Source organism: Bacillus mycoides (assembly GCF_000832605.1).
Classification (GTDB): Bacteria; Bacillota; Bacilli; order Bacillales; family Bacillaceae_G; genus Bacillus_A; species Bacillus_A mycoides.
In genome coordinates, this window is sequence record NZ_CP009692.1 from 21,777 (window position 1) to 43,864 (window position 22,088).

Below are 22,088 nucleotides of genomic sequence, written 5' to 3' on the forward strand. Positions count from 1 at the left end.
TGACATGTTTGTGAAATGTTGAGCAAACTACTACATACATAGTGTTAACCTCATATAAAACTCTTTAGAATTAACCCTTTCTTTAATTGTATTTTTTTGGTATTCTTATATACGAGTCCTATTTTGTAATATAAGAACGATACCCATTGTAGAGCTGTAATACTCTTATCTCCTAATCTGTTATAGTTTTTATAACAGAGCAAAAAAGTGTACATACGTTGTACACTTTTTTTGTTACCACTATAAAACATCTCTTTTTCTATTTCCATCGTAAAATCCACCACGACTGTTTGTTAATGCAATTAATTGCTCTAATCCTTCTATATGATCACCAATAATTCGAAGGACAGCTGGAGGATGACCTATTTTTGCGAAATGTTCACTGGGACGAATACGGTTCATCTTATCAACATCGACACGACTTACACAAGCGATTTCAAAACCTGAAAGTACAGCTTTCACTTGTGCTACACAAGGTGACAATAATGATTTATACCCTATTTCCTTCAAACAAGTACGACTAAACGCATTAGGTACAGCAATAAGAGAGCCTACTCCTAAATCTTTTCTATCACAAGCTAAATTTAATGCATATTTAAATGCTGTTACAAGATGAAGTGGTACTCTCAAATCTAAATAATGATTTAAATCATTTAATGCGACATCCGTTCCATCTGCAATAGCTTTTGCAAAGGGATATAGCTCACTAGCTGGAATAACAAAGTCACCGTCTATAAATAAAACAATTTCTCCTTTTGCAAAATAAGTTCCAAGCGAACGCCCCACATCGTTTCCAAGTGCTTCTTTATACACAATTGTTGTTGCTCCCTTGTCTTTTGCAATTGTTGCCGTTTTATCGGACGAACCATTTACAACAACGATGATTTCAAAAGGTTCAATTTTGCGAAGCTCTTCTATAACGTTTCCAATTGTTTTCTCTTCATTTTGCACAGGAATAATTACCGATAATTGCTCTCCTTTATACAAATTAGATGTAACGCCCCATCCTTGATAAAAATCTTCAAAATTTAGAGTATGATAGACACTCTCTCTTTTCCTATTTCCATCATAATATCCTCCGCGCCCATCGCTGCCTAATATCCGCTCTGCTACAGCTTCTATATGATCACCTATCATTCGTTTTTCAGATTGAGAAAGATCCGTGCCATATGCAGCATGCTCGAATGGACGAAATTTATTTGGCGTAATAACGTCAATTGCACAATGACGACTAATTCTCCATTTACTTTGTGCTAGGCGTAGATGAGCCACAATAGGATTAACAAAACATTCGTCTCCAATACTTTGCACAACTTCCTTCGTCAGCGCATGAGGTACAGATAATAAAGAATCAATTTTTAATTCTTCACGCTCTAACATTGCATTTAATATTTGGCGCCATACTGTCACGGAGTGCGGTTTTTGTTTCTTTAAAAATAATGCGTCCAAATTATTTAAAACGATGTCCGCCTGATCATGTAAAATCGGATTAAGGAATAATTGTAATTTTGAAGTTTGAATAGCAAAATCTCCATCTACAAACAGTAATACATCACCTATCGCATGTTTTGCACCAACTGCGCGTCCAACGTCGTTACCAAGTGACTCTTTATGCTGGATTACTGTACATCCTAAGCTCTCAGCAATCGCTTCTGTACCATCATTACAACCATTTGCTACTACAATAATCTCTACTGGATTCAATGGTTTTACCGATTGAACCACATCTGAAATCGTATCCACTTCATTACATACGGGAATAATAACTGATAACGACTTAGCCATTGTTTTCTTCACGAAACCATTTAATAGTTTCTTTCAATCCTTGTTCCCACGTTACTTTCGCTTGAAACTGAAAGAGTTCTCTTAATTTCGTTACGTCTGGTCTTCTATTTGGAATCTCTTCAAATCCATGTGGATATACTTCCTCAAATGGAACGTGCACAATTTTGGAAATAGACTTCGTTAATTTTTTTATATCTTCCGCTACTACCCTTATATTTTTTTCATTCTCAGAACCTATATTAATAATTTCACCATTTACCTTCTCATCCATTGCACGAATTGTTGCCTCGACCGCATCACTTACATACGTAAAGCAGCGTGTCTGCTTTCCATCTCCATACACGAGAATATCGTCACCTTGCAAAGCCGCACGAATAAATCGTGGAATTACTCCTGCGTACGGACCATCTTTCGCTCTTGGACCATAAATATTAAAATAACGAACAATCGTTACAGGTAAACCTTCTAATGCGTACCCTAAACATAATGTTTCCTCTAACGTTTTACAAATTGCATAACTCCAACGTATTTTGGAAGTTGCACCGTATAAACGATCTCCTTCTTCAGAGAATGGCGGCTCTCCCTTTCCATATACTTCAGAAGTAGATGCAAATACTACTTTCTTCTTCCCTTTTAACGCTGCTTGTAAAATATTTCTCGTTCCATCGAAATTTGTTTCAATAAGCTCTACACTTTTTTCCATTGTAGTTTTGACTCCCAAAATTGCAGCTAAATGAAACACCACATCATGTTGATTCACTAATTCATAAATTGAATTTTTATCTAAAACGCTTATTGGAATAACCCGGAGCTCTTTCATTAACTCATTATGATATTTATTTTTTCCTTTATAGAAGTTATCCACAATAGTAACTTCATAACCTCTTTTCACCAACTCTTCAGCTAAATGCGAACCAATAAATCCTGCTCCACCTGTAATTAAACATTTTTCACTCATACACTCACCTTCTTTACGATTCCACGTGTATCTATTAATCGCTCAATCCCTTTAAAAAGATTCCAATCGATACTAGAGTGATCCGTTACAATTAAAATACAATCTGCTTGTTTAATTCTTTGTTCATCTAATGGAACAGATTGATATAGTGTATCTCCAATTTTCGCTGTAGAAATATACGGATCATGATATTCTATCTTGTATCCTTCTTTTATTAATAATTGAATAATTGGCAACGCCGGTGATTCTCTCAAATCATTTACATCTTTCTTATATGCAATCCCTACTATTAAAACCGTTGCGGGTGATTGCACCACACCTTTTACTTTCCCGATTATTTTCGCTGGCATTTCTTCATTAATTACATGTGCTGCCTCAATTAATTGACTAATTGCTCCAGCCTTTCTTATTCTCCATTGAAAATATAAAGGATCTACCGGAATACAGTGTCCTCCTATTCCTGGTCCTGGCCAATACGGAGTAAATCCAAACGGTTTTGTAGATGCCGCTTCAAGCACCTCATAAAAATTAATATTCAAACTTTCACAAAGTATATTTAACTCATTTACTAATGAAATATTAACTAAGCGCTGAATATTTTCAAATAGCTTACACATCTCGGCCACTTTCGGAGAGCTAACTGGAACGACTACATCAAATATAGTGCTATACAAATCCTGTACTTTTTGTTTACACTGCTCGGTTTGTCCACTAATAACTTTTGGAATTGTTTCAACTGAATACTGGCTATTCGCTGGATCAATTCGCTCTGGAGAATACCCAATATAATAATCTTCTCCTACCTTTTTACCTGTTTGAGAAATAATCGGAATGATAACTTCCTCCAGTGTACCTGGATATGTGGAGCTTTCAAAAATGAAGGTTTGTCCTTCTTGAAGGTGTTGTTGTATATAATGGGAGGCTGAAACGAGTGCACTTAAATCGGGTTCTTTATTCTCATTAATTGGCGTTGGCACAGTCACAATAACATACTCACTATTTTGTAACTCCGCAACACCTTTATCTGGTGTATTTACTATTAATTTTCTCTCGTTCAATAAATTTTGTAATACGTTAGAAGAAACATCAGGAATATAACTTTCTCCTTTAATTATTGATTCTATCTTCCTAGTATCTTTATCTAATCCAAGTACAGCATGTCCTCTTTCTGCAAAAAGGACCGCTAAAGGAAGGCCAACATATCCTAATCCAATAATGGTGACTTTACTACTAGCACTCATCTATATTCTCTTCTTCCCTTCTCAATTGTAGTATTATATCTCTATCCCTTTCTCCGTCTGTAAAACTCCCGCGCCCATTCGTATGTTGTAATAAATAAGCAATCGCCTCAAGCTGATCACCGAAAATACGATCGAATGCAGGAATTCTTCCATTTACAAACCCATGTTGCTCTGGACGTACTCGATTTGTTTTTATAACATCTACAAATTCCACTGCTGTAATAGAGCATTCTTCTAAAATAGCTTTCATTTGAGCTAATGGTGGAATGATAAGGGAATCATATCCAATTTTCTCTATTACCTTTTTATGCATAGCATGTGGCACTGCCGTTAATGAGTTGTTCCATAAATCTGGTCGTTTCGCTACCAAATTCACGAAATATTTCCCCATACTAATTGGATCTGCCGGGTGAAACATATCTAACAAACATTGCAAATCATTTAACGCCACATCATTTCCGTCTTCAATAGCATGCAAAAATGGAATTAGCTTTTTTGCCGGAATAGCAAAATCACCATCAACAAATAAACAAATATCTGCCGTAGCATGCATAGCCCCTATCGCTCGTGCTACATTATGTCCAAGTGCCTTCGCGAATTCAACTACAATAACATTCTCTAGCTTTGCTTGTTTAATTGTCTCGGCATCTGCTCCATTCGCAACAACTATAATTTCATCTACACCTGCCTTTTTCACTTCCTGTATGACAGATCTTATAGTCATTTTTTCTTCTGATACGGGTATAATAGCACTGTATTTCGCTTTTTCCTTTTGTAATAAAACTGGTTTATACTTCCCTATAAACTCTCTATCCCTGTTTCCCTCCGAAAAACCGCCACGTTTACCATATGTTTCGATTGCGTATTGCAAAGCACACAAATGATCACCCATAATACGACTAGTCGCCTTCGGATAAGGAGAACCAGGTGATGTACCCGTATGCACAGGACGAACCTTATTCGTGTGAATTACATCGACCGAAGCCATATCGGCAATATCTACTCCTCTAGACATCGCCATCGCTTGAAATAGTGCTGGATCTGCTAAATTCCACCACCCAAGATTCTCAATAACATCCCGATTCATCGCATGTGGAATTGCGATTAAAGAACCAACAACAAGCTCTTTTTTATTCAAATAACGATTCAACATGAATTTTCCAACTGTCGTATAGTGTGGTCTCATCTTTAAATAAACAGACCATGTTAAATTATTCACAACAATTTGGTGCCCTTGCTGAACTCCTTTCACGAAACGTTGTAGCTCTTTACTCTCAATAACGATGTCACCATCTAAAAACAATACAATTTCACCTTTTGCTTCTCTAGCTCCAATTGCCCTTCCTACATCATTACCAAGAGAATGTTTATAATAAATTACATGGCAACTATGCTGTAATGCGACTTCATTCGTTCCATCTGTCGATCCATTATCTACTACAATAATTTCATACGGCTTCAGCTTCTCCACTTCTACTAAAACTTGTGATAAAGTACTTGCTTCATTATGCGCTGGAATAACAACTGATATTCTCATACTTGTATCACTCTTACCCTTCCAAGCGAACATAAGCAATAATAGGAATACGCACAAGTACATCTTCAGGTGGTCCATAAGAAGGAGATGTACGAACACTTACTGCCCCGTCCGTAACAGATAAAAGAATACCTGCAACAATTTCAACAGCTGTCACAACTTGCACTAATTCACCAACATGGTTACGCAATTCATCAGTAAATAACATATATAAGTCTCCTTTCTTACACTTCTTTCATTGATATAATACTTGTAAATGGTAATAAAACTTCAGTTCCTATTCCTTCTTGCAGCGTTAAGAAATCGTCACCAACTGCTACAATAACACCTATTAACTGTCCAACTGTCACAGTAATTTCTACGTTTTTACCTAAATATTGCTTTGCAATTTCCTTAAAAGGTGATGTATTGCATTCTTTTAAAATGTTACAAATAATAGATTGAAATTGACTTGATTCTATAAACTCTTCCGTAGCTTGCTTAGAATTTCTTTGAATAAATCTCGCAAAGTTTTGTGAAAATAAAAGTCGTTCCACAGCAGGCAGTAACTTGTCATCTAAAAAATAGCCTAATTGTCTATTAAACAGTCTGGATAATTTATGCCAATATTTTCTGAACAGACACATATGCTTCTCCTCCTATTATTTTTAAAGTATAAAAATTTACATCCATACATCTTAATTTATACAAAGCAGACTTTTTTTGTGATAGGTAAGGCATACATTTTCTAAAAGAAATAATTGTTTCAGAGCATAAAAAAAGATCGATAGTTTCCCATCTGTCTTTATATATATATTAATTTTCAATTGTCACAATGGCAGCTACGCCGTAATACACAAAATTCGTTTCGCATTGCGTGCATGATGCTTATGTATACTCATAAACCTCCCATTTTCCATTTATTTCATCATCGAACCGCACATATATTTCCTCAATACAAAAAAGACTATCCAAAAGGATAGCCTCTTACACTTCAATATTCCGCAACATCGTATAAATGTCGTTATTCACTTTACCAAATGATTTAATGTTATTTTGAATGTTAGATAATAAAACCACATATACACTACCATTTTTACTAAAACCATTTAAGCAATTCCAACCTGGCATTACACCGTGATTTGAATAGCTTCCTGGATCTACATACCAGCCAAATCCGTAATCCTTTTTCACAGCTGTAAACATTTGATCATAACTCTCTTTTGAAATTAATTTTCCAGAAAAGAGTGCTTCATTAAATAAATATAAATCATGCGCGCTTGTATATATATCACCGCAACCATATAATTGTGACATGCTCGGAATGTTAGGTGTTGTCATGTTATTATTCACTATTTTATAACCTGTCGATGGAAACCTTGTTTGCTCTAACGCTTTACCGAAACCAGAATGCTTCATACCAGCAGTAGCAAAAATATGTTGTTTAATATATTCTTCTAATGGTTGTCCACTTACCTTCTCAGCAATGTAAGCAAGTATAGAGTAGTTCGAATCTGAATACTTCCATTTCTCTCCTGGTCCTGCAATACGCTTTTGGTTTCCTATTCGTTTTATCAACTCTTCATGAGAAATATCTTCTTTTCCCTGCTCATATTCCGGAATGCCTGATGTATGTGTTAATAGATGTTTTAACTGAATGCTATTACCTTGAGGAAAGTCTGGAATATACTTTGCAACTGTATCCTCTACTTGTAACTTATTTTGATCTTTTAATTGCATAATAGCAGTCGCCACAAATGCTTTTGAAATAGAACCAATATAAAAGGTCGTCTCTGAATTATTCGGCACTTGCTTCTCTTTATTAGCCATGCCGTATCCTTTATTCACAAGAACTTTCCCATTCTTCACAATAACAGCTGTCCCACTAAATCCCATGCTCTGTAAATATTGATCCAATTGAGCGTTTTCATTAATTTCTTGAGGCGGTCCTTCAGCAGGTTTCTCTATAACTTGCGCCTGTTTTATCTGTTCTTCCTGTTCTTTTTGTTTTCTTTGTTTTTCAGCTTCTTGCCTTTTCACTTCTTCTATCTTTTTTATCTCTTCTCGCTTCTTCATTTCTGCTGCTGCTTTTAAAGTTTCTTCTTTTTTATTATGCGCAACAATTTTTGTATACATGAAATATACAAGTGAAAATAGTAGGACGAGAATGATTGTTCTTTTTATGTATACAATCGGACGACGTACTTTCCCATTAACAGTATTTTTTTCCTGATCCATGATTACCTTTTTCCCCTTATTTACCGATAATTTAATTCATCTACACAAGACTTTCTCCAAATCATTTCAGTAGATTATAGACATTCCATTCTATGTCATCCCTACTTTATCATGCGCTGAACATATTACCAACCTATATGTATAAAAAAGAAAAAGAAAATTTACAAAAGTAAGATTCCCTTTAAAATTTCAACATAATAAAAGAGGATATCCTGTAAAAGACTGGTGTTATCAATCTTTTTGGATATCCTCTTATCTAACTATTTATACGTGTTTTTTCATATCATCGGCAACAGATTCAACATTTGTACCTACGATAACTTGTACACTTGTGTTACTTAATTTCATAACGCCTTTTGCACCTGCGCGTTTTAATGCTGGTTCATTTACTAAACCTGCATCTTTCACTTGTAAGCGTAAACGCGTTGCACAGTTATCAATAACTGTTAAGTTTTCTTTTCCGCCTAAAGCTGCTACGTAAGTTTCACCAATTGAACCTGCAACTGGTGCATCACCCTCTTCAGCTAACTCATCGTCATCTTCACGACCAGGAGTTTTTAAGTCGAACTTCTTAATTAAGAAGTAGAATACTACGAAGTAAATTGCTGCGTAAATTAAACCGATTCCTGCTAGTAACACTGGTTTTGTTGCAATACCAAAGTTTAAGAAGTAATCAATTGCACCGGCACTAAATGTGAAACCATCGTGAATGCCAAGTGATGTTGTTACGAATAAAGATATACCTGTTAACACGGCATGAATACCATATAATAATGGTGATAAGAACATGAATGAGAATTCAATAGGTTCTGTAATACCAGTTAAGAATGAAGTTAATGCTAGGCCACCTAACATACCTGTAACCATTTTACGTTTTTCTGGTTTAGCAGCTGCAATCATTGCAAAACATGCTGCTGGTAAACCGAACATCATAACTGGGAAGAAACCAGTCATAAACATACCTGCTGTTTTATCCCCTGCAAGGAAGCGAGCGATATCACCATTTACAACATTACCTGCTGCATTTGTAAAGTCACCAAATACGAACCAGAAATATGTGTTCATTACATGGTGTAAACCAATTGGGATTAATAGACGGTTTAATAAACCAAATAGACCTGAACCAACTGCACCTAAATTAACAATTCCATGAGCTAATGCATCGATACCATTTTGAATTGCTGGCCAAATTTGTGCGAATAGAATTCCTAATATTAGCATTACAACCGATGTAACAATCGGAACAAAACGTTTTCCAGCAAAGAAACCTAACCATTCTGGAAGTTTAATTTTATGGAATTTATTATAAAGGAATCCTGCTATAACACCGACAATAATACCACCTAAAACTTTCATATCCACTTTAGTCGATAATTCGGCTGCCTTAGATACTTGTGTCATTGTATCTGCAAGCTTAGATGGATCTACATTTGCGCTATTTCCTATTAAATCTTGGACTTTACCTAATTTATCTTGTAATTCTGCAGTAGAATATCCCTTACTAAGTGCATCAATACTGTTTTTCATAACTAGATAACCAATTGCACCTGCAAGACCTGCTGCACCACTACCATCAACTGAAAGACCGATTGCAATACCAATTGCAAAAATAAGTGCTAAATTATCAAAAACCGCTGCGCCGGCCTGTGCCATAACAGGAATATTAAATACATCTGGTTGCCCTAAACGAAGCAATAATCCTGCTGCTGGTAGTACGGCGATTGGAAGCATTAACGCTTTACCAATACGTTGTAAAAACTGCAACATCTTAATTCCCCCTATCAAATTTATGAAATCGTTATCATTATAAGTACGCTTTAGAAAACGCTTTCTATTACATAACCATAATAACATATAGTTGTATAGATGTGTAGTTTTTATTTCCGAACTTTTTATGGATAAATCTCCTATTTCCAAACTGTTATATAAAAGGAAAATTTTCCTTTTATAACACGGAATAATCGAAACTGAAGACTCACTATAGAACATTCAACTTTCGTTTTATCATTCCACTTTTTCATGTTATTATTTATTTCCGAGCATATCGGGAAAAGTAAACTTAGCTAATTCGAAATAGGAGCGTTGGTACTATGCAGTGCATTGAAACAAACAACTTACAGCAGTTGTTAGAACAAGTAAAACCATATACGAAAAAAGGAAAACTTGCTACTTATATCCCCGAACTAGGAAATGCAAACCCAAATGATCTAGGGATTGCCATTTTCCATAAAGAAACAGAATATATCCATGCTGGTAACTCACAAACACTATTTACTCTTCAAAGTATTTCTAAAGTAATTACACTTGCTCTTGCCCTTTTAGACCGTGGTGAAGAATATGTATTTTCTAAAGTTGGAATGGAACCAACTGGTGACCCATTTAATTCTATTATTAAGCTTGAAACAACAAGTTCTTCCAAGCCTCTTAATCCAATGATTAATGCGGGTGCATTAGCTATTACAAGTATGCTAGCTGGTAATGATAACGAGGAGAAGATGGAACGCATTCTTCAATTTGTGCGTGATATAACAGACAATCCTACTATTAGTTATTCTTCTAAAGTTGCCACTTCTGAATTAGAAACAGCTTACTTAAACCGTTCTCTTTGTTACTATATGAAACAAAATGGCATCATCGATAACGATATTGAAGAACTTATGGATTTATATACGCGTCAATGTGCAATTGAGGTTAACTGTATCGACCTAGCACGTATTGGTTTAATCTTTGCAATGGATGGATATGATCCTTATAAAAAGAAACAGATCATCCCTAAACATATTACGAAAATTTGTAAAACATTTATGGTTACTTGCGGGATGTATAATGAATCTGGTGAATTTGCAATTCGTGTTGGAATCCCTGCAAAAAGTGGTGTAGCGGGCGGCATTTTCGGCTGCGTAAAAGGCGAAATGGGAATCGGTATTTTCGGACCAGCTTTAGATGCAAACGGAAATAGTATCGCTGGTTTTAAAATTCTTGAATTACTTTCTGCCCAAGAAGGTTGGAGTATGTTTTAATTTAGAAGTTATCCTGCTATATTGGCAGGATTTTTTATTTCACAAAAAATCCGTTCTACTAGGCATCAACACAATTCAAAAAAACAGTAATAAAAGTTCTCTTTATTATGCATATTTGCTCCCCCCTCCTGAATAATATAGTACAACCTAGCGCTGTATGTGGAGGTGTAAAAGATGAAACTCATATTTCAAATGGAGAAACAACCTGTTCTCGAAAAAACAATTCTTCTTTTCATATTGAGTATTGTAGAAAGTTTGAAACTAAAAGTTGTTTCACTCGATGAATCTCACCGATACATATTCAATTTAGAAGTGCTTGAACTATTAATGGATCGGAACATCGATGATCAAATATTAGAACTTATTCATTTCGGAATGGGACTTGAAGACATTTACCATGTACTTCCCGAAGAACTTGAGCATAGTATTGAAGAACTGAAATGGCTTTGTATTCAAGTTTTAAGTGAGTACAGTATGCATGATGAAGAATGTGCACAACTAATTGAAGATATACGCTAAAAAGCACCTATGCAGGTGCTTTTACTTTTTTAAACCTTTTTACACCAAAGATTTGTATAATACTTACAATCTTTCATTACCGTGAAAAGATTTCACGTCGATATATGCAATTTTTTAGTGTATTTCCAAGGAAATACTCGAATACTGTTTTCCCTATCCTTCTTACAACAATTGATCAATTCCAATAAGAATTAATAACACACCTGCAATTATAGTTGCCCATTTCCCTAAGTATTCAGCTAAAAATCTTTTACCAACATACGTAAAACCACTAATACAAATAAAACTAAAAACTCCAGAAATACATGCCGTAAGCCAAAGATTTAAATTTGTTACTCCAGCATCAAATCCACCTGCAATATTGTTTATGGACAATGCAACTCCTAAAACAATTGCTTCAGAAAAACTAATTGTTTTAGAACCATCAAAATCTGCTTTTTCTGGATCACGTAAAACCCCCATAAGTACACTACTATCTTTAGATTCTACGGTATCTTTTTGACTCAAGAAAGGCTGACATAAAATAAACACCCCGATTATTCCTAAAACGACTGCTCCAATAATGTTTGCTGTGAACTCTGAAATAAATAATGCGATCCAATTCCCAAAAAATCCAGCTAGTAAAGTAAATAAAAATCCAAAAAATGCGATGATAAAATTGTTAAGCCACGAAATTCGAATTTTACGAATGCCATATGCAATCCCAACACCTGCATTATCTAAATTAGACGCAATCCCGATTAAAAAAATTGAAAATAAACCTGCCGTACTCATCGTACAGTCACCCCTTTTCTCACTTTTCGTTGCATATTATGAAAATGTTGAGCAACTGTGCCTGTCTGTTTCATATACTTGTAATAAATGCTCAACATTTTTTCAACGATAGACAATAGAAAAGGAGTGCCTACATTATGCCCAATGGAAATCCAAATGAGCGGCTCGGTAAATTAATAAAGAAACTGTTAAAGGAGCGTGCTCTATCTATGCGCCAACTAGGAACACTTACAAATATTGATCCTGCAACAATTTCAAGAATAATTAATGGCAAACAACAACCGAAGCAAAACCATTTACAAAAATTCGCAAACTGTCTACAAGTTCCACCGCAATTATTACTTGATGAAATGTACCCTAACTCTCCACACATAAATAAGGAAAAAGCAGATATGTACACATCTCTCGATACAATTCAACAAACATTACAATCCTCTAACCTATTCGACTTCGAATACACAACAACTCGTGTAAAACAAGAACTTGAAAATTACGAGCGCTATGCTCAAACTACTGAAGGCGAAAAACGTATTCACGAGAGTTTCAAAAGTAAAATAGAACAAATTGATAGTGCTGGTCCTTTCATTGAGCAATTAACAAATATGTACCAACAATTTTGTACAGAAACCATTTCAACCGAAGAGCGTGCAATTATTGGGGGTGCCTTACTATATTTCATTTTATCAACAGACATTATCCCCGATTATCTTTTTCCAATCGGCTATTTAGATGATGCGATTGCCGTTGAATTAGCTAAAGAGAAATTAATTGAAATAAAACGAAAAACATAGAAAAATAAAGAACTATTTCAGTTGTTTATGTTCAACTCTGAAATAGTTCACTAAAAAAGCGTACAAGTACATACCTGTACAATTTCAATATACTAATCTATTTTTTTGTATGACACCATTCATATATGAACGCTGTTATTACTTTTGTAAATTCAATTAACTGCTCAACTTCAACTTTCTCATTTATTGAATGAGCTTCTTCTAATGTACCTGGTCCGTAAATAACAGCTGGAATGTTAAACTCACTAAACCATCCGCCATCAGTTACCGTTGCTGACATATCTAAAATTGCATTTTTAGATAAAATAGATTCATGTACTGAACTTAGCGTTTTGACAGCAACATGTTCGCTATCTACTTCTAAAGAAGGAAAAATTTCGCCACGATCCACAATCATTGATTCTCCGCCCCACTTAAATTGTGGTGGGTTCTCTCTTAACCAGGGATCTGCTGCTGCCACTTTTCCTAAATACTCTTCTATTTCTTCTATTATTTGTTCATGCGTTTCATTTGGATAAAAATGTACGGTTATCCACAATCGGCACTCATCCGCAATAAATGCCGCATGACGTCCTCCTTCAATAACAGCTGGATTAATTGTTGTTGTTCCAGATGGATAGCCTTCATATGTTTTCATGACTGCCCAATGACGCTCTAATTCTTGTAAGCTTTGGACAATCTTCATCATTTTCTCAATCGCACTCGCTCCAAATAGACGTCCTCCAGCATGGATCATTTGTCTACGTGTTGCATCATGAAACGTTTGCGGGCTTTTCACTGTAATCCATCCAGTAATTACGCCGCCCTGCCCTTGCATATGTAAATTACTTGTATCAACTACTACTGCAAAATCAGCATCATAACCACGCTTACAACATTGAAGTGTCCCTGCTTCTCCTACTTCTTCGCCAATTACCGATTGAAAAATTAAATCTCCAGGTAATTCAATCCCCACTTCTTCTAAAAGCTGAATAGCAAATAAGGCTCCAGCTAGTCCACCTTTCATATCTGCCGCGCCTCTCCCAACTAACCAACCATCTTTTATAAACGGCTCAAACGGCTTTGTTTCCCACGGTTCGTCCTTTGATACTTCTGCAACATCTATATGTCCATTAATAATGAGACTTTTATGTGACTCACTTGCTGTCCCCTTTTTCACTCCAACAACATTCGGATCATTTGGATATACATCCCATTTATCAATACTAAAATTTCGTTTTTTTAGAAACTCCGCAACAAATTCTTGCGCCCCATTTGTATTTCTTGCTGGTGGTGCTGGTGTTTCAAAACGAATTAAAGTTTTTGTAAGTTCTAGTAGCTCCTCTTTTCGTAAATCAATCTGTTCTAATAGCTGTGAAACTTCTCGATTCATTGCTAATTCCCCTTTGCATACGTAGTATGTTTCCAGCTTTATTTTTACAAAAAAAGAGACTGTTTACAATCTTACAGTCTCCAAATTAATCACTATTATAAACTTTCTAATTCGGTTGTATTTGTCTTTTCAGTATGTTCTACTTTACTTCTCTTATTTCTAGTAGCACGATAAAACAGTAAACAAACAATCATAAATGGAATACCACAATACAATGCCATTCTTTGTTCTGGAATAAAAGCCATAGCTACAATTACTGTTAAATTTAACACTAAAGCAAGAATTGGAACAAATGGATACAGTGGTGTTTTAAATTTCAAATCCTTAATATCTCCCCCTTGCTTCACGTATGTCCTTCTAGCTAATAGGTTAGATAAAGCAATAGATGCCCAAACTAATATCGCTCCAAACCCAGCAATAGAAAGAAGCCATAAATAAACTGTATCTTCCGCATAAATACCTGATAGTAATGAGAGACACCCTACAAACGTACTTACAATCAATGCATAAATAGGAACACCGTTTTTAGATAACTTACCAAAAATCGGGCTAATCATTCCTTGATTAGACATAGACCATAGCATACGGGAAGTTGCATATAATCCTGAATTCGCAACTGATAGTACAGCTGTAATAATAACGAAATTTATAATATCAGCCGCATAAGGAATACCAATTTTATCAAATACAACTACGAATGGACTTTCTATCACTCCTGCTTGCTGCCAAGGAAATAGTCCCGCAAGAATAAAAATAGATAGTACAAAGAAAATAAGTATGCGCCAAACTGTATTATTAATTGCCTTCGGGATAGTTTTCTCTGGATTTTCACTCTCACCAGCTGCAATACCAACTAGTTCTGTTCCTTGGAAGGAAAAATTAACTGCAATCATCGTAATTAAAATGGCTGATAACCCATTTGGGAACAATCCACCATAATCAGTAAAGCTAGAAAACATCGGCGCTGGTTCATTTCCTTTCATATCTAAAAAACCAAACATTGCTGCCCCGCCCAAAATGATAAATGCAATAATTGTAATTACTTTAATACTTGCAAACCAGAATTCAACCTCCGCAAAACTTCTTGAAGATAACGCATTAATAACAAAGAGCAATACGGCAAACACTACGCACCAAATCCATGATGATACATCTGGAAACCAACGTTTCATTAATATACTAACTGCAATTAATTCAATGCCTATCGTAGCCGTCCAGTTTAGCCACGACATCCATCCCACTACATAACCCGCTGCAGGTGAAATATGTTTTGTAGCATATGTTTGATACGATCCTGCATCAGGCATCGCAACCGCTAACTCTCCAAGACAGAGCATCGTTAAATACATAACAAATCCACCGACAAGATACGCTACAATCGCTCCTCCAGGTCCAGCTTCATGAATTGTATAACTGGATCCTAAAAAAAGCCCAGTACCAATAACCCCTCCGAGTGCAATCATAAATATGTGCCGACTTTTCAATTCTCTTTTTAATCCCTGGTTTTGATCCATCATATAAATCCCCCCTTTTCACTTTGCAAACCCATTTAATGTAAGCGTTTTTAAAATTCTTCATAGTAAAAATAATTATTTAAAAGAGCAAAAATACATACTACTTATATTAATCACTACCTGTTATTAAAAGGTCATCCCTCACTGTTATTAATAGTTTTTGATCAGCGATAGCTTGTCCTTCTACCACTTCTAATGATTCGATATAACCACTGATTCCCACTTTAATTTCCACCTGCTGCTTATCTATTGTTTCAATTAACGCTAATTTTTCCCACTCATATACGTAAGAACTTTCAGTAACAAATAATTTCTCTACTTTCCCGTAACAAGGACTATACACGCCTTCTATAACCGTCTTCACTTTATAAATTCCTCCCTCTTATTAATTGAAACTGAAACGTTGCATACACTATAAAGATTCATAATCCCCCTACTCTTTAAATTTAGAGATCTTAACTACTATTCATGCAAAATACGTACCAACCTCAATACCTATGTAAAATTAGTATTTCTTACGAAAAAAATCTGCATAACCGCAAAAATTTTCTATCATTTGAAAATTTTTAAGAGAAAATAGCAAAAAAATTTTGCGATTTTATAAGAATTTTAATAAAATTATAAAAAGTCAGTCTTCATAGGGTATAACGAGGAGAAGATAATACATGCATACAGAAGAAATCAATTTTAAAAAGATTATTGAAATGAATGTGCTATACGAAACTTTACTCAATGAACTAGATATTGGGATCCATATTATTAATGAGGAAAGTAAAACGATTATCTATAACCGTAAAATGATGGAAATTGAATCAATGGATCGCTTAGATGTGCTAGATAAAAATCCTTTAGAAGTATTTGCATTTGAAGAAAATAAAAATAGTACTCTTATAGAGGCTTTAAAACTTGGAAAAACAAACAAAAATATAAAACAAACGTATTTTAACAATAAAGGACAAGAGATTACGACGATTAACGATACTTTTCCTATAATAGAAAATGGAAAAATTAAAGGCGCTATTGAAATTTCAAAAGAGATTAGTCATTTAAAGCAAACAATGAAAACGAACCTTTCTCGAAAACAAAATACTAAGTTTACCTTTGATCACATAATTGGTGATTCTAGAGCTATTCAATCGGTCATTACAGAAGCAAAGAGAGTAATACGTACGCCATCCTCCATACTTATCATCGGGGAAACAGGGACCGGTAAAGAGCTATTTGCGCAAAGCATCCATAATGAAAGCCAGCGTTCAACAAAACCATTTATTTCGCAAAACTGTGCCGCTATACCAGAAACCTTAATGGAAAGTTTACTATTTGGTACAAATCGAGGTGCTTTTACAGGAGCAATAGATAAACCTGGTTTATTTGAAGAGGCAAATGGGGGAACTTTGTTATTAGATGAAATCAACTCATTAAGCCCAGCACTTCAAGCTAAATTGCTGCGGGCTATACAAGAAAAAACAATACGAAGAATCGGAGGCACACAAGAAAAAGAAATTGATGTTCGTATTATAGCAACTATTAATGAAGATCCTCTTGAAGCCATAGCACACAATCGATTAAGACAAGACTTATATTACCGATTAAGCGTTGTTACTTTATGTCTTCCACCTTTACGGGAACGAAAAGAAGATATTGCATATCTTGTTCAACACTTTATTGAAAAATACAATATCCAATTTGATCTTAGCGTAAAAGATGTAGATTTAAACGTAAATAACTTCTTCTATAAATACGATTGGCCTGGTAATGTGAGAGAACTAGAACATATAATTGAAGGCTCCATGAACTTAATAGAAGATGAAGATATCATTACAGCGTTCCATATGCCAACGCACTTTCGCGAACTAGCAAAAAAGGAACTGAATATGCAGACTCCGCTAACTAGTCACAATACTGATACGCCACAAACTTTAAAACGTATAATCGAAGAAGTGGAAAAGAAATATATCCATCAAATTCTTAAAGAAAATAAAGGTAATATCTCACAAGCCGCAAAATTTTTAGGATTGAGTAGACAAAACTTACAATATCGAATTAAAAAATTGCACTTACACATATGAAATGAATCTTTCTCCAAGTGCAAAGGAACTGGTAAAATATGTTATAATAAACGTATAATATGCTAGAAAGGGGCAATGTATATGAGTAATGATAAGAAGTTGAAGTTATTACACTACTTAGGTCTTTTCCCTACCATTCTATGTATAATGCTATTCATTGATATGAGCAGCTTTCCTCATGCAAAGCTCTTAGGCACAATTAGCGGCTCCTTTGCAGCTATTATGCTTGCTGCTTTTTGGAATTTGAAGCTACGTATGAAGAAAGAGAAATCTTCTTAATTTCAGAGTGCAAAAAAATCGAGCCTTATCAGCTCGATTTTTTTACTTATTATTAAAATTCAACATTCTCCAAATACAATCCACTCGCCTCAGCAAGACAATTAATTTGATTACGTTGTTTTTCCTCTAAAATGTTTGGAATTGCGTCCGCCTCTAATTGCCCTAATCCAACTTCAATTAATGCTCCAACAATTTTCCGCACCATGTTATGAAGGAATCCGTTACCACTTACTCTAATTTGTACAAATCCTGATTCTTCGGAAACATCAAGTGTATACACTTCTCGAACCATAGATTTTTTCTTAGACTTTGCATTTGAAAAGGCAGTGAAGTCATGTGAACCAACTAAATGTTTCGCAGCTTCTTTCATGCTTTTCACATTTAATTGTTTATTCACGTGCATGCTGTATTTACGCATAAATGGGTTCGTATGCTCTTCATTCCAAATTTTATAAAGATATGTTTTTGCTTTAGAATTGTAACGAGCATGGAAACGATCTGGTACTTCTTCTACACTCGTAATACTAATATCATTTGGTAAATATTGATTTAAATACTTTTTTACTTTATGTTCTACTAACTTCTCATCACTTTGAAAGTTAGCTACTTGATTCAAAGCGTGTACACCAGCATCCGTTCTACTACAGCCGATAATTTCAATTTCTTTTCCGACCATTTCAGATATTATACTTTCGATTTTCCCCTGAATCGTATTGTCATTATTACCAAGACGTTGCCACCCTTTATAACGCGCACCATCATATTGAATCGTCAATTTATAATTGTTCATTATATTCTCCTTACTTCCATTCGCTAAATAAAATATACCCTCACATAGCTCCTGCTTTGTGAGGGACATATCCTTATTGAATGTTACTTTCTAACAAGTTTCACTACATTTTCTACATGCGCAGTATGCGGGAACATATCAACTGGTTGTACATACTCCACTTCATAGCTCTCCATTAATGTTTCCACATCACGTGCTAATGAGGAAGGGTTACAAGACACGTAAACAACTTGTTTCGGTTTCACTTTTAAAATCGTTTCAAGTAATTTATCATCACAACCTGTACGCGGTGGGTCGACAACAATGACATCTGGACGCCAGCCTTCTTTTACCCACTTTGGTAACCATTGTTCCGCTTTACCAGCTTCATACTTTGCATTTGTGAATCCGTGGCGTTTTGCATTTTTCTTTGCATCTTCAATCGCTTCTGGAATTACATCCATACCACGTACTTCCGCTGCATCATTCGCAAGCCAAAGTCCAATCGTACCGACACCACAATACGCATCCACAATCTTCTCGTTTCCTGTTAAAGCAGCTGCTTTTTTCGCTTCATCGTATAAAACAACTGTTTGTTCTGGATTTAATTGGAAGAATGCGCGTGCTGATAATTCAAATGATAAATCACCTAGTGTTTCTTGAATTACTTCTTTTCCAGCTAATTTAAATGTTTTATCACCGAAAATAACAGATGTTTTACGCCAGTTTACGTTTTGCATAATTGATTTAACACTTGGCATTTGTTTTTGCACTTCTGCGATAAATTGATCTTTATTTGGTAATTCTTCTTTTGTTGTAATAAGTGTGACTTGCACTTCCCCTGTTTGAACTGCAGTACGTGTCACAATTGTGCGTACTAAACCTTTTTGTTTTTTCTCATTGTAAATAGAAACATTTAATTTCTCTAATATACGTCTTACAACTTTTGTCGCTTCATTCGTTGCTTTATGCTGAATCATGCAATGAGAAATATCAATTAACTGATGTGAGTTTTGCTTATATAACCCTGTAATAACCTTTTCGTCTTTACGCCCCACTTGCAATTGACTTTTATTACGATAATGCCATGGATTTTCCATACCAAGCGTCGGACGAATTTTCTCTTCCAGACTGTTATTCATGTACTTCTCAAATGCTTGTACAACGATATCACGCTTTTGATTTAATTGTTCTTTATAATCTAAATGCTGCAATTGACAGCCACCACACTCCTCATATACTGAACATGGTGCTTTCACACGATGTGGTGAGGATTTACGAACTTTTTTCACTTTCGCTTCAGCGAAGCCACGCTGAATTTTCGTTGCTTCAGCAACAACTTCTTCTCCTGGTAATGCCCCTGGAATGAAAACAACTTGTCTCTTAAAATAACCAACGCCTTCTCCGTTAATCCCAAGACGTTTAATTGTCACAGGAAACGTTTGACCAACTTCCAACTTACTCTCTTGTTGCTTTTGTATCATTATTACACCTCTACTCTATACTTTTCCATAAATATAACGCTGCATAACTGCAATATGGTTCACACTCTTGTTTCACTTTTTCTAAAAATGCATCATCAGGCTTATTATCTAATTGAAATACACCTTGCACTGCGCGCTGAATTCCAATGTCTGCTTTTGGAAACATATTTTTCCGACCAAGCCCAAACATTAAAAAGTTTTGCACTGTCCATGCTCCAATACCCCTTATTGGTAACAATTGTGCCGATACTTCTTCTTCTGTTTCGTTTTGTATCCTTGCTAAATCTAATTTACCGCCTACAATATGTTTTGCTAATCCTACTATATATTCGGCTTTTCGCTGACTAAACTTCTGCTCTCTCAATTCTTCTATTGAAATGTTTGCTACTCTTTCTGGTGTTGGGAAAAAGAAAACGCCGTTCTTCTCTGTCCCATATCGTTTTACAAATTGATCTGTTAGCACAGTAGCAAATTTCAAATTTATTTGTTGATGAATAATACAGCGAAGAAGACAAGCGAAATAATCAAATTCTAAAATAATTGGAGTATAAGCATATGTTTCAAATAGTGGACGTAATGATGTGTTTAAAAAATGATTTTGTATATTTTGAAACGGTTCATTCCAGTGAAAAATGGATCTCATTCGTTTCATTACTTTCTCTTGATCTCCTGCCTGACTAGAGATCCAAAACTGTGGATTTTGAACAGTACCAATCCCTTGCAAACGAACAACAATCTGTTCTTCGTCTATAAAAAGCGGGACATAAATTACTTTCTCGTCTAATTGAATAACGTTTAACGGGTCGAAAGATAAACGCTTTAGTACTTCCTCAAAATGGTACGGATATTCTAACGTAACATGTTCGCTCCACATACGTTTCCCCATCCTTTTTACACATCATTATAGCATGAGAAAACCGCAAGCATACATGCTTACGGTTGATTGCTTTTTACTAAATCATCTAGGCTTTTAAAATGATACCCTTTCTCGCGCAAATCATCAATGATTTTCGCAAGTGCTTCTGCATTATCTTTTGATATTGCATGAAGTAACAAAACAGATCCTGGATGAATCATAGTCATTACATTATTATGAGCGTATTGCCATCCTCTTTGCTGATCTACTTTCCAATCAAGAAATGCAAGCGACCAAAACACGTTATAATATCCCATGTCTTTCGTAAGCGCTAGCGTTCTTTCACTAAACACGCCTCGCGGAGGGCGTACATATTTCACTTCTTTTTGCCCAGTAACTTTTTTAATCTCTTCCGTTACGCTCGTTAATTCTTCACGAAGTTTTGCATCATTTACTGTTGTAAAATCTGGATGACTCCAAGAATGATTACCAATAATATGTCCTTCATTTTTCATTCTTAATAATAAATCTTTTTGTGTTTTTATATAATGTCCCGTCACAAAGAAAGTTGCTGGTACTTTTTTCTCCTTCAGTACATCTAAAATCTTTCCTGTATATCCATTTTCGTATCCATTATCAAATGTTAAATAAATATCTTTTTTCTTCGTATCTCCTAAATAAAACCCACCATTTTTTTGTAGTAATTCTGTATATAGTTTCCCTGCATCTGGCACCGTTTCATTTTTAGGACGTGGGATTCCCCAGTTATGTGGTGTATTCGTATAAGCAAATGTTGAAACTGGAACAAGTGCCATCATAATTGAAAAAATGAGACCTATATATAACCATTTATATTTCATAAATAGTCTCCTTTCCATATATAATCGTACCTGTAGTTTCTGT

22 protein-coding genes are annotated in these 22,088 nt (G+C 35.2%); 5 read left to right on the forward strand and 17 right to left on the reverse strand.

Annotated features, from left to right (window positions below; all coding sequences use genetic code 11):
• Positions 1-50: 50 nt before the first annotated feature.
• From BG05_RS02015 to nagE, 9 genes are all read right to left on the reverse strand, one after another.
• Positions 51-269, reverse strand: a complete 219-nt coding sequence (locus tag BG05_RS02015; protein WP_002125049.1) for a hypothetical protein — start codon at positions 267-269, stop codon at positions 51-53.
• Positions 241-1,785: a glycosyltransferase family 2 protein gene (locus BG05_RS02020; protein WP_002166984.1), complete on the reverse strand. Its 1,545-nt coding sequence runs from the start codon at positions 1,783-1,785 to the stop codon at positions 241-243. Before BG05_RS02020 ends, BG05_RS02015 begins: the two co-directional genes overlap by 29 nt.
• On the reverse strand, positions 1,778-2,743 hold the full coding sequence (locus BG05_RS02025; protein ID WP_033733732.1) for an NAD-dependent epimerase/dehydratase family protein: 966 nt from the start codon (positions 2,741-2,743) through the stop codon (positions 1,778-1,780). The genes BG05_RS02020 and BG05_RS02025 overlap by 8 nt, the downstream gene beginning before the upstream one ends.
• Positions 2,740-3,984 carry a nucleotide sugar dehydrogenase gene (locus BG05_RS02030; RefSeq protein WP_033733731.1) on the reverse strand — a complete coding sequence of 415 codons (1,245 nt, stop codon included), beginning with the start codon at positions 3,982-3,984 and terminating at the stop codon, positions 2,740-2,742. Before BG05_RS02030 ends, BG05_RS02025 begins: the two co-directional genes overlap by 4 nt.
• Positions 3,974-5,521: a glycosyltransferase family 2 protein gene (locus BG05_RS02035; RefSeq protein ID WP_003187210.1), complete on the reverse strand. Its 1,548-nt coding sequence runs from the start codon at positions 5,519-5,521 to the stop codon at positions 3,974-3,976. The genes BG05_RS02030 and BG05_RS02035 overlap by 11 nt, the downstream gene beginning before the upstream one ends.
• Before the next feature lie 13 nt (positions 5,522-5,534).
• Positions 5,535-5,729, reverse strand: coding sequence for an LSm family protein (locus BG05_RS02040; RefSeq protein ID WP_002029614.1), 195 nt, complete (start codon positions 5,727-5,729; stop codon positions 5,535-5,537).
• 16 nt (positions 5,730-5,745) lie between these two features.
• Positions 5,746-6,147 (reverse strand): LSm family protein, encoded by a 402-nt coding sequence (locus BG05_RS02045; RefSeq protein ID WP_002125041.1) that lies wholly within the window; start codon positions 6,145-6,147, stop codon positions 5,746-5,748.
• A gap of 340 nt (positions 6,148-6,487) precedes the next feature.
• Positions 6,488-7,738, reverse strand: coding sequence for a serine hydrolase domain-containing protein (locus tag BG05_RS02050; protein WP_002132176.1), 1,251 nt, complete (start codon positions 7,736-7,738; stop codon positions 6,488-6,490).
• Between the two features lie 264 nt (positions 7,739-8,002).
• Positions 8,003-9,505, reverse strand: coding sequence for an N-acetylglucosamine-specific PTS transporter subunit IIBC (nagE, locus tag BG05_RS02055; RefSeq protein WP_003187209.1), 1,503 nt, complete (start codon positions 9,503-9,505; stop codon positions 8,003-8,005).
• 323 nt (positions 9,506-9,828) lie between these two features.
• On the opposite strand from nagE, the gene glsA reads away from it, so the two are divergent.
• Both glsA and BG05_RS02065 read left to right on the forward strand, forming a co-directional pair.
• Entirely contained in the window at positions 9,829-10,758 is a 930-nt protein-coding gene (glsA, locus tag BG05_RS02060; protein WP_002029606.1) for a glutaminase A, read from the forward strand.
• A 174-nt stretch (positions 10,759-10,932) separates the two neighbouring features.
• The gene (locus BG05_RS02065) at positions 10,933-11,277 is read left to right on the forward strand and encodes a DUF3969 family protein (protein WP_033733730.1); all 345 of its coding nucleotides are present in this window, start codon (positions 10,933-10,935) and stop codon (positions 11,275-11,277) included.
• 162 nt (positions 11,278-11,439) lie between these two features.
• Here BG05_RS02065 and ytaF read toward each other — a convergent pair whose 3' ends face one another.
• Positions 11,440-12,051: a sporulation membrane protein YtaF gene (gene ytaF / locus BG05_RS02070; protein ID WP_002125037.1), complete on the reverse strand. Its 612-nt coding sequence runs from the start codon at positions 12,049-12,051 to the stop codon at positions 11,440-11,442.
• A gap of 137 nt (positions 12,052-12,188) precedes the next feature.
• On the opposite strand from ytaF, the gene BG05_RS02075 reads away from it, so the two are divergent.
• Positions 12,189-12,842, forward strand: coding sequence for a helix-turn-helix domain-containing protein (locus BG05_RS02075; RefSeq protein ID WP_002029602.1), 654 nt, complete (start codon positions 12,189-12,191; stop codon positions 12,840-12,842).
• Between the two features lie 97 nt (positions 12,843-12,939).
• On the opposite strand, the gene BG05_RS02080 is transcribed toward BG05_RS02075, so the two are convergent.
• The 3 genes from BG05_RS02080 to BG05_RS02090 all read right to left on the reverse strand — a co-directional run bounded on the left by BG05_RS02080 (position 12,940) and on the right by BG05_RS02090 (position 16,092).
• The gene (locus tag BG05_RS02080; RefSeq protein WP_002169222.1) at positions 12,940-14,214 is read right to left on the reverse strand and encodes an acetylornithine deacetylase; all 1,275 of its coding nucleotides are present in this window, start codon (positions 14,212-14,214) and stop codon (positions 12,940-12,942) included.
• A gap of 95 nt (positions 14,215-14,309) precedes the next feature.
• Positions 14,310-15,731, reverse strand: a complete 1,422-nt coding sequence (locus BG05_RS02085) for an amino acid permease (RefSeq protein WP_002125032.1) — start codon at positions 15,729-15,731, stop codon at positions 14,310-14,312.
• Positions 15,732-15,837: 106 nt separating this feature from the next.
• The gene (locus tag BG05_RS02090; RefSeq protein ID WP_002010281.1) at positions 15,838-16,092 is read right to left on the reverse strand and encodes a biotin/lipoyl attachment domain-containing protein; all 255 of its coding nucleotides are present in this window, start codon (positions 16,090-16,092) and stop codon (positions 15,838-15,840) included.
• Positions 16,093-16,393: 301 nt separating this feature from the next.
• Between BG05_RS02090 and BG05_RS02095 the strand changes: the two genes are divergently transcribed.
• Together BG05_RS02095 and BG05_RS02100 are read left to right on the forward strand one after the other, a co-directional pair.
• The gene (locus tag BG05_RS02095) at positions 16,394-17,797 is read left to right on the forward strand and encodes a sigma-54 interaction domain-containing protein (RefSeq protein WP_002186862.1); all 1,404 of its coding nucleotides are present in this window, start codon (positions 16,394-16,396) and stop codon (positions 17,795-17,797) included.
• An 81-nt stretch (positions 17,798-17,878) separates the two neighbouring features.
• Positions 17,879-18,076 (forward strand): hypothetical protein, encoded by a 198-nt coding sequence (locus BG05_RS02100; RefSeq protein WP_002140273.1) that lies wholly within the window; start codon positions 17,879-17,881, stop codon positions 18,074-18,076.
• A 52-nt stretch (positions 18,077-18,128) separates the two neighbouring features.
• On the opposite strand, the gene truA is transcribed toward BG05_RS02100, so the two are convergent.
• The 4 genes from truA to pdaA form a co-directional block, all read right to left on the reverse strand.
• A complete protein-coding gene (gene truA, locus BG05_RS02105; protein WP_002125027.1) occupies positions 18,129-18,866 on the reverse strand; it encodes a tRNA pseudouridine(38-40) synthase TruA in 738 nt (245 codons plus the stop codon).
• 83 nt (positions 18,867-18,949) lie between these two features.
• Positions 18,950-20,329 (reverse strand): 23S rRNA (uracil(1939)-C(5))-methyltransferase RlmD, encoded by a 1,380-nt coding sequence (gene rlmD / locus BG05_RS02110; RefSeq protein WP_002029595.1) that lies wholly within the window; start codon positions 20,327-20,329, stop codon positions 18,950-18,952.
• Between the two features lie 10 nt (positions 20,330-20,339).
• Positions 20,340-21,203 carry a DNA-3-methyladenine glycosylase family protein gene (locus tag BG05_RS02115; RefSeq protein WP_002125025.1) on the reverse strand — a complete coding sequence of 288 codons (864 nt, stop codon included), beginning with the start codon at positions 21,201-21,203 and terminating at the stop codon, positions 20,340-20,342.
• A 59-nt stretch (positions 21,204-21,262) separates the two neighbouring features.
• Positions 21,263-22,045, reverse strand: coding sequence for a delta-lactam-biosynthetic de-N-acetylase (gene pdaA, locus BG05_RS02120; RefSeq protein ID WP_002029593.1), 783 nt, complete (start codon positions 22,043-22,045; stop codon positions 21,263-21,265).
• Positions 22,046-22,088 lie beyond the last annotated feature (43 nt).

What these genes read in the sequence shown, in the direction of transcription:
- BG05_RS02015 (WP_002125049.1), bottom strand. Translation starts at nt 269, where the DNA reads ATGGAAATAGAAAAAGAGATGTTTTATAGTGGTAACAAAAAAAGTGTA.
- BG05_RS02020 (WP_002166984.1), bottom strand. Translation starts at nt 1,785, where the DNA reads ATGGCTAAGTCGTTATCAGTTATTATTCCCGTATGTAATGAAGTGGAT.
- BG05_RS02025 (WP_033733732.1), bottom strand. Translation starts at nt 2,743, where the DNA reads ATGAGTGAAAAATGTTTAATTACAGGTGGAGCAGGATTTATTGGTTCG.
- BG05_RS02030 (WP_033733731.1), bottom strand. Translation starts at nt 3,984, where the DNA reads ATGAGTGCTAGTAGTAAAGTCACCATTATTGGATTAGGATATGTTGGC.
- BG05_RS02035 (WP_003187210.1), bottom strand. Translation starts at nt 5,521, where the DNA reads ATGAGAATATCAGTTGTTATTCCAGCGCATAATGAAGCAAGTACTTTA.
- BG05_RS02040 (WP_002029614.1), bottom strand. Translation starts at nt 5,729, where the DNA reads ATGTTATTTACTGATGAATTGCGTAACCATGTTGGTGAATTAGTGCAA.
- BG05_RS02045 (WP_002125041.1), bottom strand. Translation starts at nt 6,147, where the DNA reads ATGTGTCTGTTCAGAAAATATTGGCATAAATTATCCAGACTGTTTAAT.
- BG05_RS02050 (WP_002132176.1), bottom strand. Translation starts at nt 7,738, where the DNA reads ATGGATCAGGAAAAAAATACTGTTAATGGGAAAGTACGTCGTCCGATT.
- nagE (WP_003187209.1), bottom strand. Translation starts at nt 9,505, where the DNA reads ATGTTGCAGTTTTTACAACGTATTGGTAAAGCGTTAATGCTTCCAATC.
- glsA (WP_002029606.1), top strand. Translation starts at nt 9,829, where the DNA reads ATGCAGTGCATTGAAACAAACAACTTACAGCAGTTGTTAGAACAAGTA.
- BG05_RS02065 (WP_033733730.1), top strand. Translation starts at nt 10,933, where the DNA reads ATGAAACTCATATTTCAAATGGAGAAACAACCTGTTCTCGAAAAAACA.
- ytaF (WP_002125037.1), bottom strand. Translation starts at nt 12,051, where the DNA reads ATGAGTACGGCAGGTTTATTTTCAATTTTTTTAATCGGGATTGCGTCT.
- BG05_RS02075 (WP_002029602.1), top strand. Translation starts at nt 12,189, where the DNA reads ATGCCCAATGGAAATCCAAATGAGCGGCTCGGTAAATTAATAAAGAAA.
- BG05_RS02080 (WP_002169222.1), bottom strand. Translation starts at nt 14,214, where the DNA reads ATGAATCGAGAAGTTTCACAGCTATTAGAACAGATTGATTTACGAAAA.
- BG05_RS02085 (WP_002125032.1), bottom strand. Translation starts at nt 15,731, where the DNA reads ATGATGGATCAAAACCAGGGATTAAAAAGAGAATTGAAAAGTCGGCAC.
- BG05_RS02095 (WP_002186862.1), top strand. Translation starts at nt 16,394, where the DNA reads ATGCATACAGAAGAAATCAATTTTAAAAAGATTATTGAAATGAATGTG.
- BG05_RS02100 (WP_002140273.1), top strand. Translation starts at nt 17,879, where the DNA reads ATGAGTAATGATAAGAAGTTGAAGTTATTACACTACTTAGGTCTTTTC.
- truA (WP_002125027.1), bottom strand. Translation starts at nt 18,866, where the DNA reads ATGAACAATTATAAATTGACGATTCAATATGATGGTGCGCGTTATAAA.
- rlmD (WP_002029595.1), bottom strand. Translation starts at nt 20,329, where the DNA reads ATGATACAAAAGCAACAAGAGAGTAAGTTGGAAGTTGGTCAAACGTTT.
- BG05_RS02115 (WP_002125025.1), bottom strand. Translation starts at nt 21,203, where the DNA reads ATGTGGAGCGAACATGTTACGTTAGAATATCCGTACCATTTTGAGGAA.
- pdaA (WP_002029593.1), bottom strand. Translation starts at nt 22,045, where the DNA reads ATGAAATATAAATGGTTATATATAGGTCTCATTTTTTCAATTATGATG.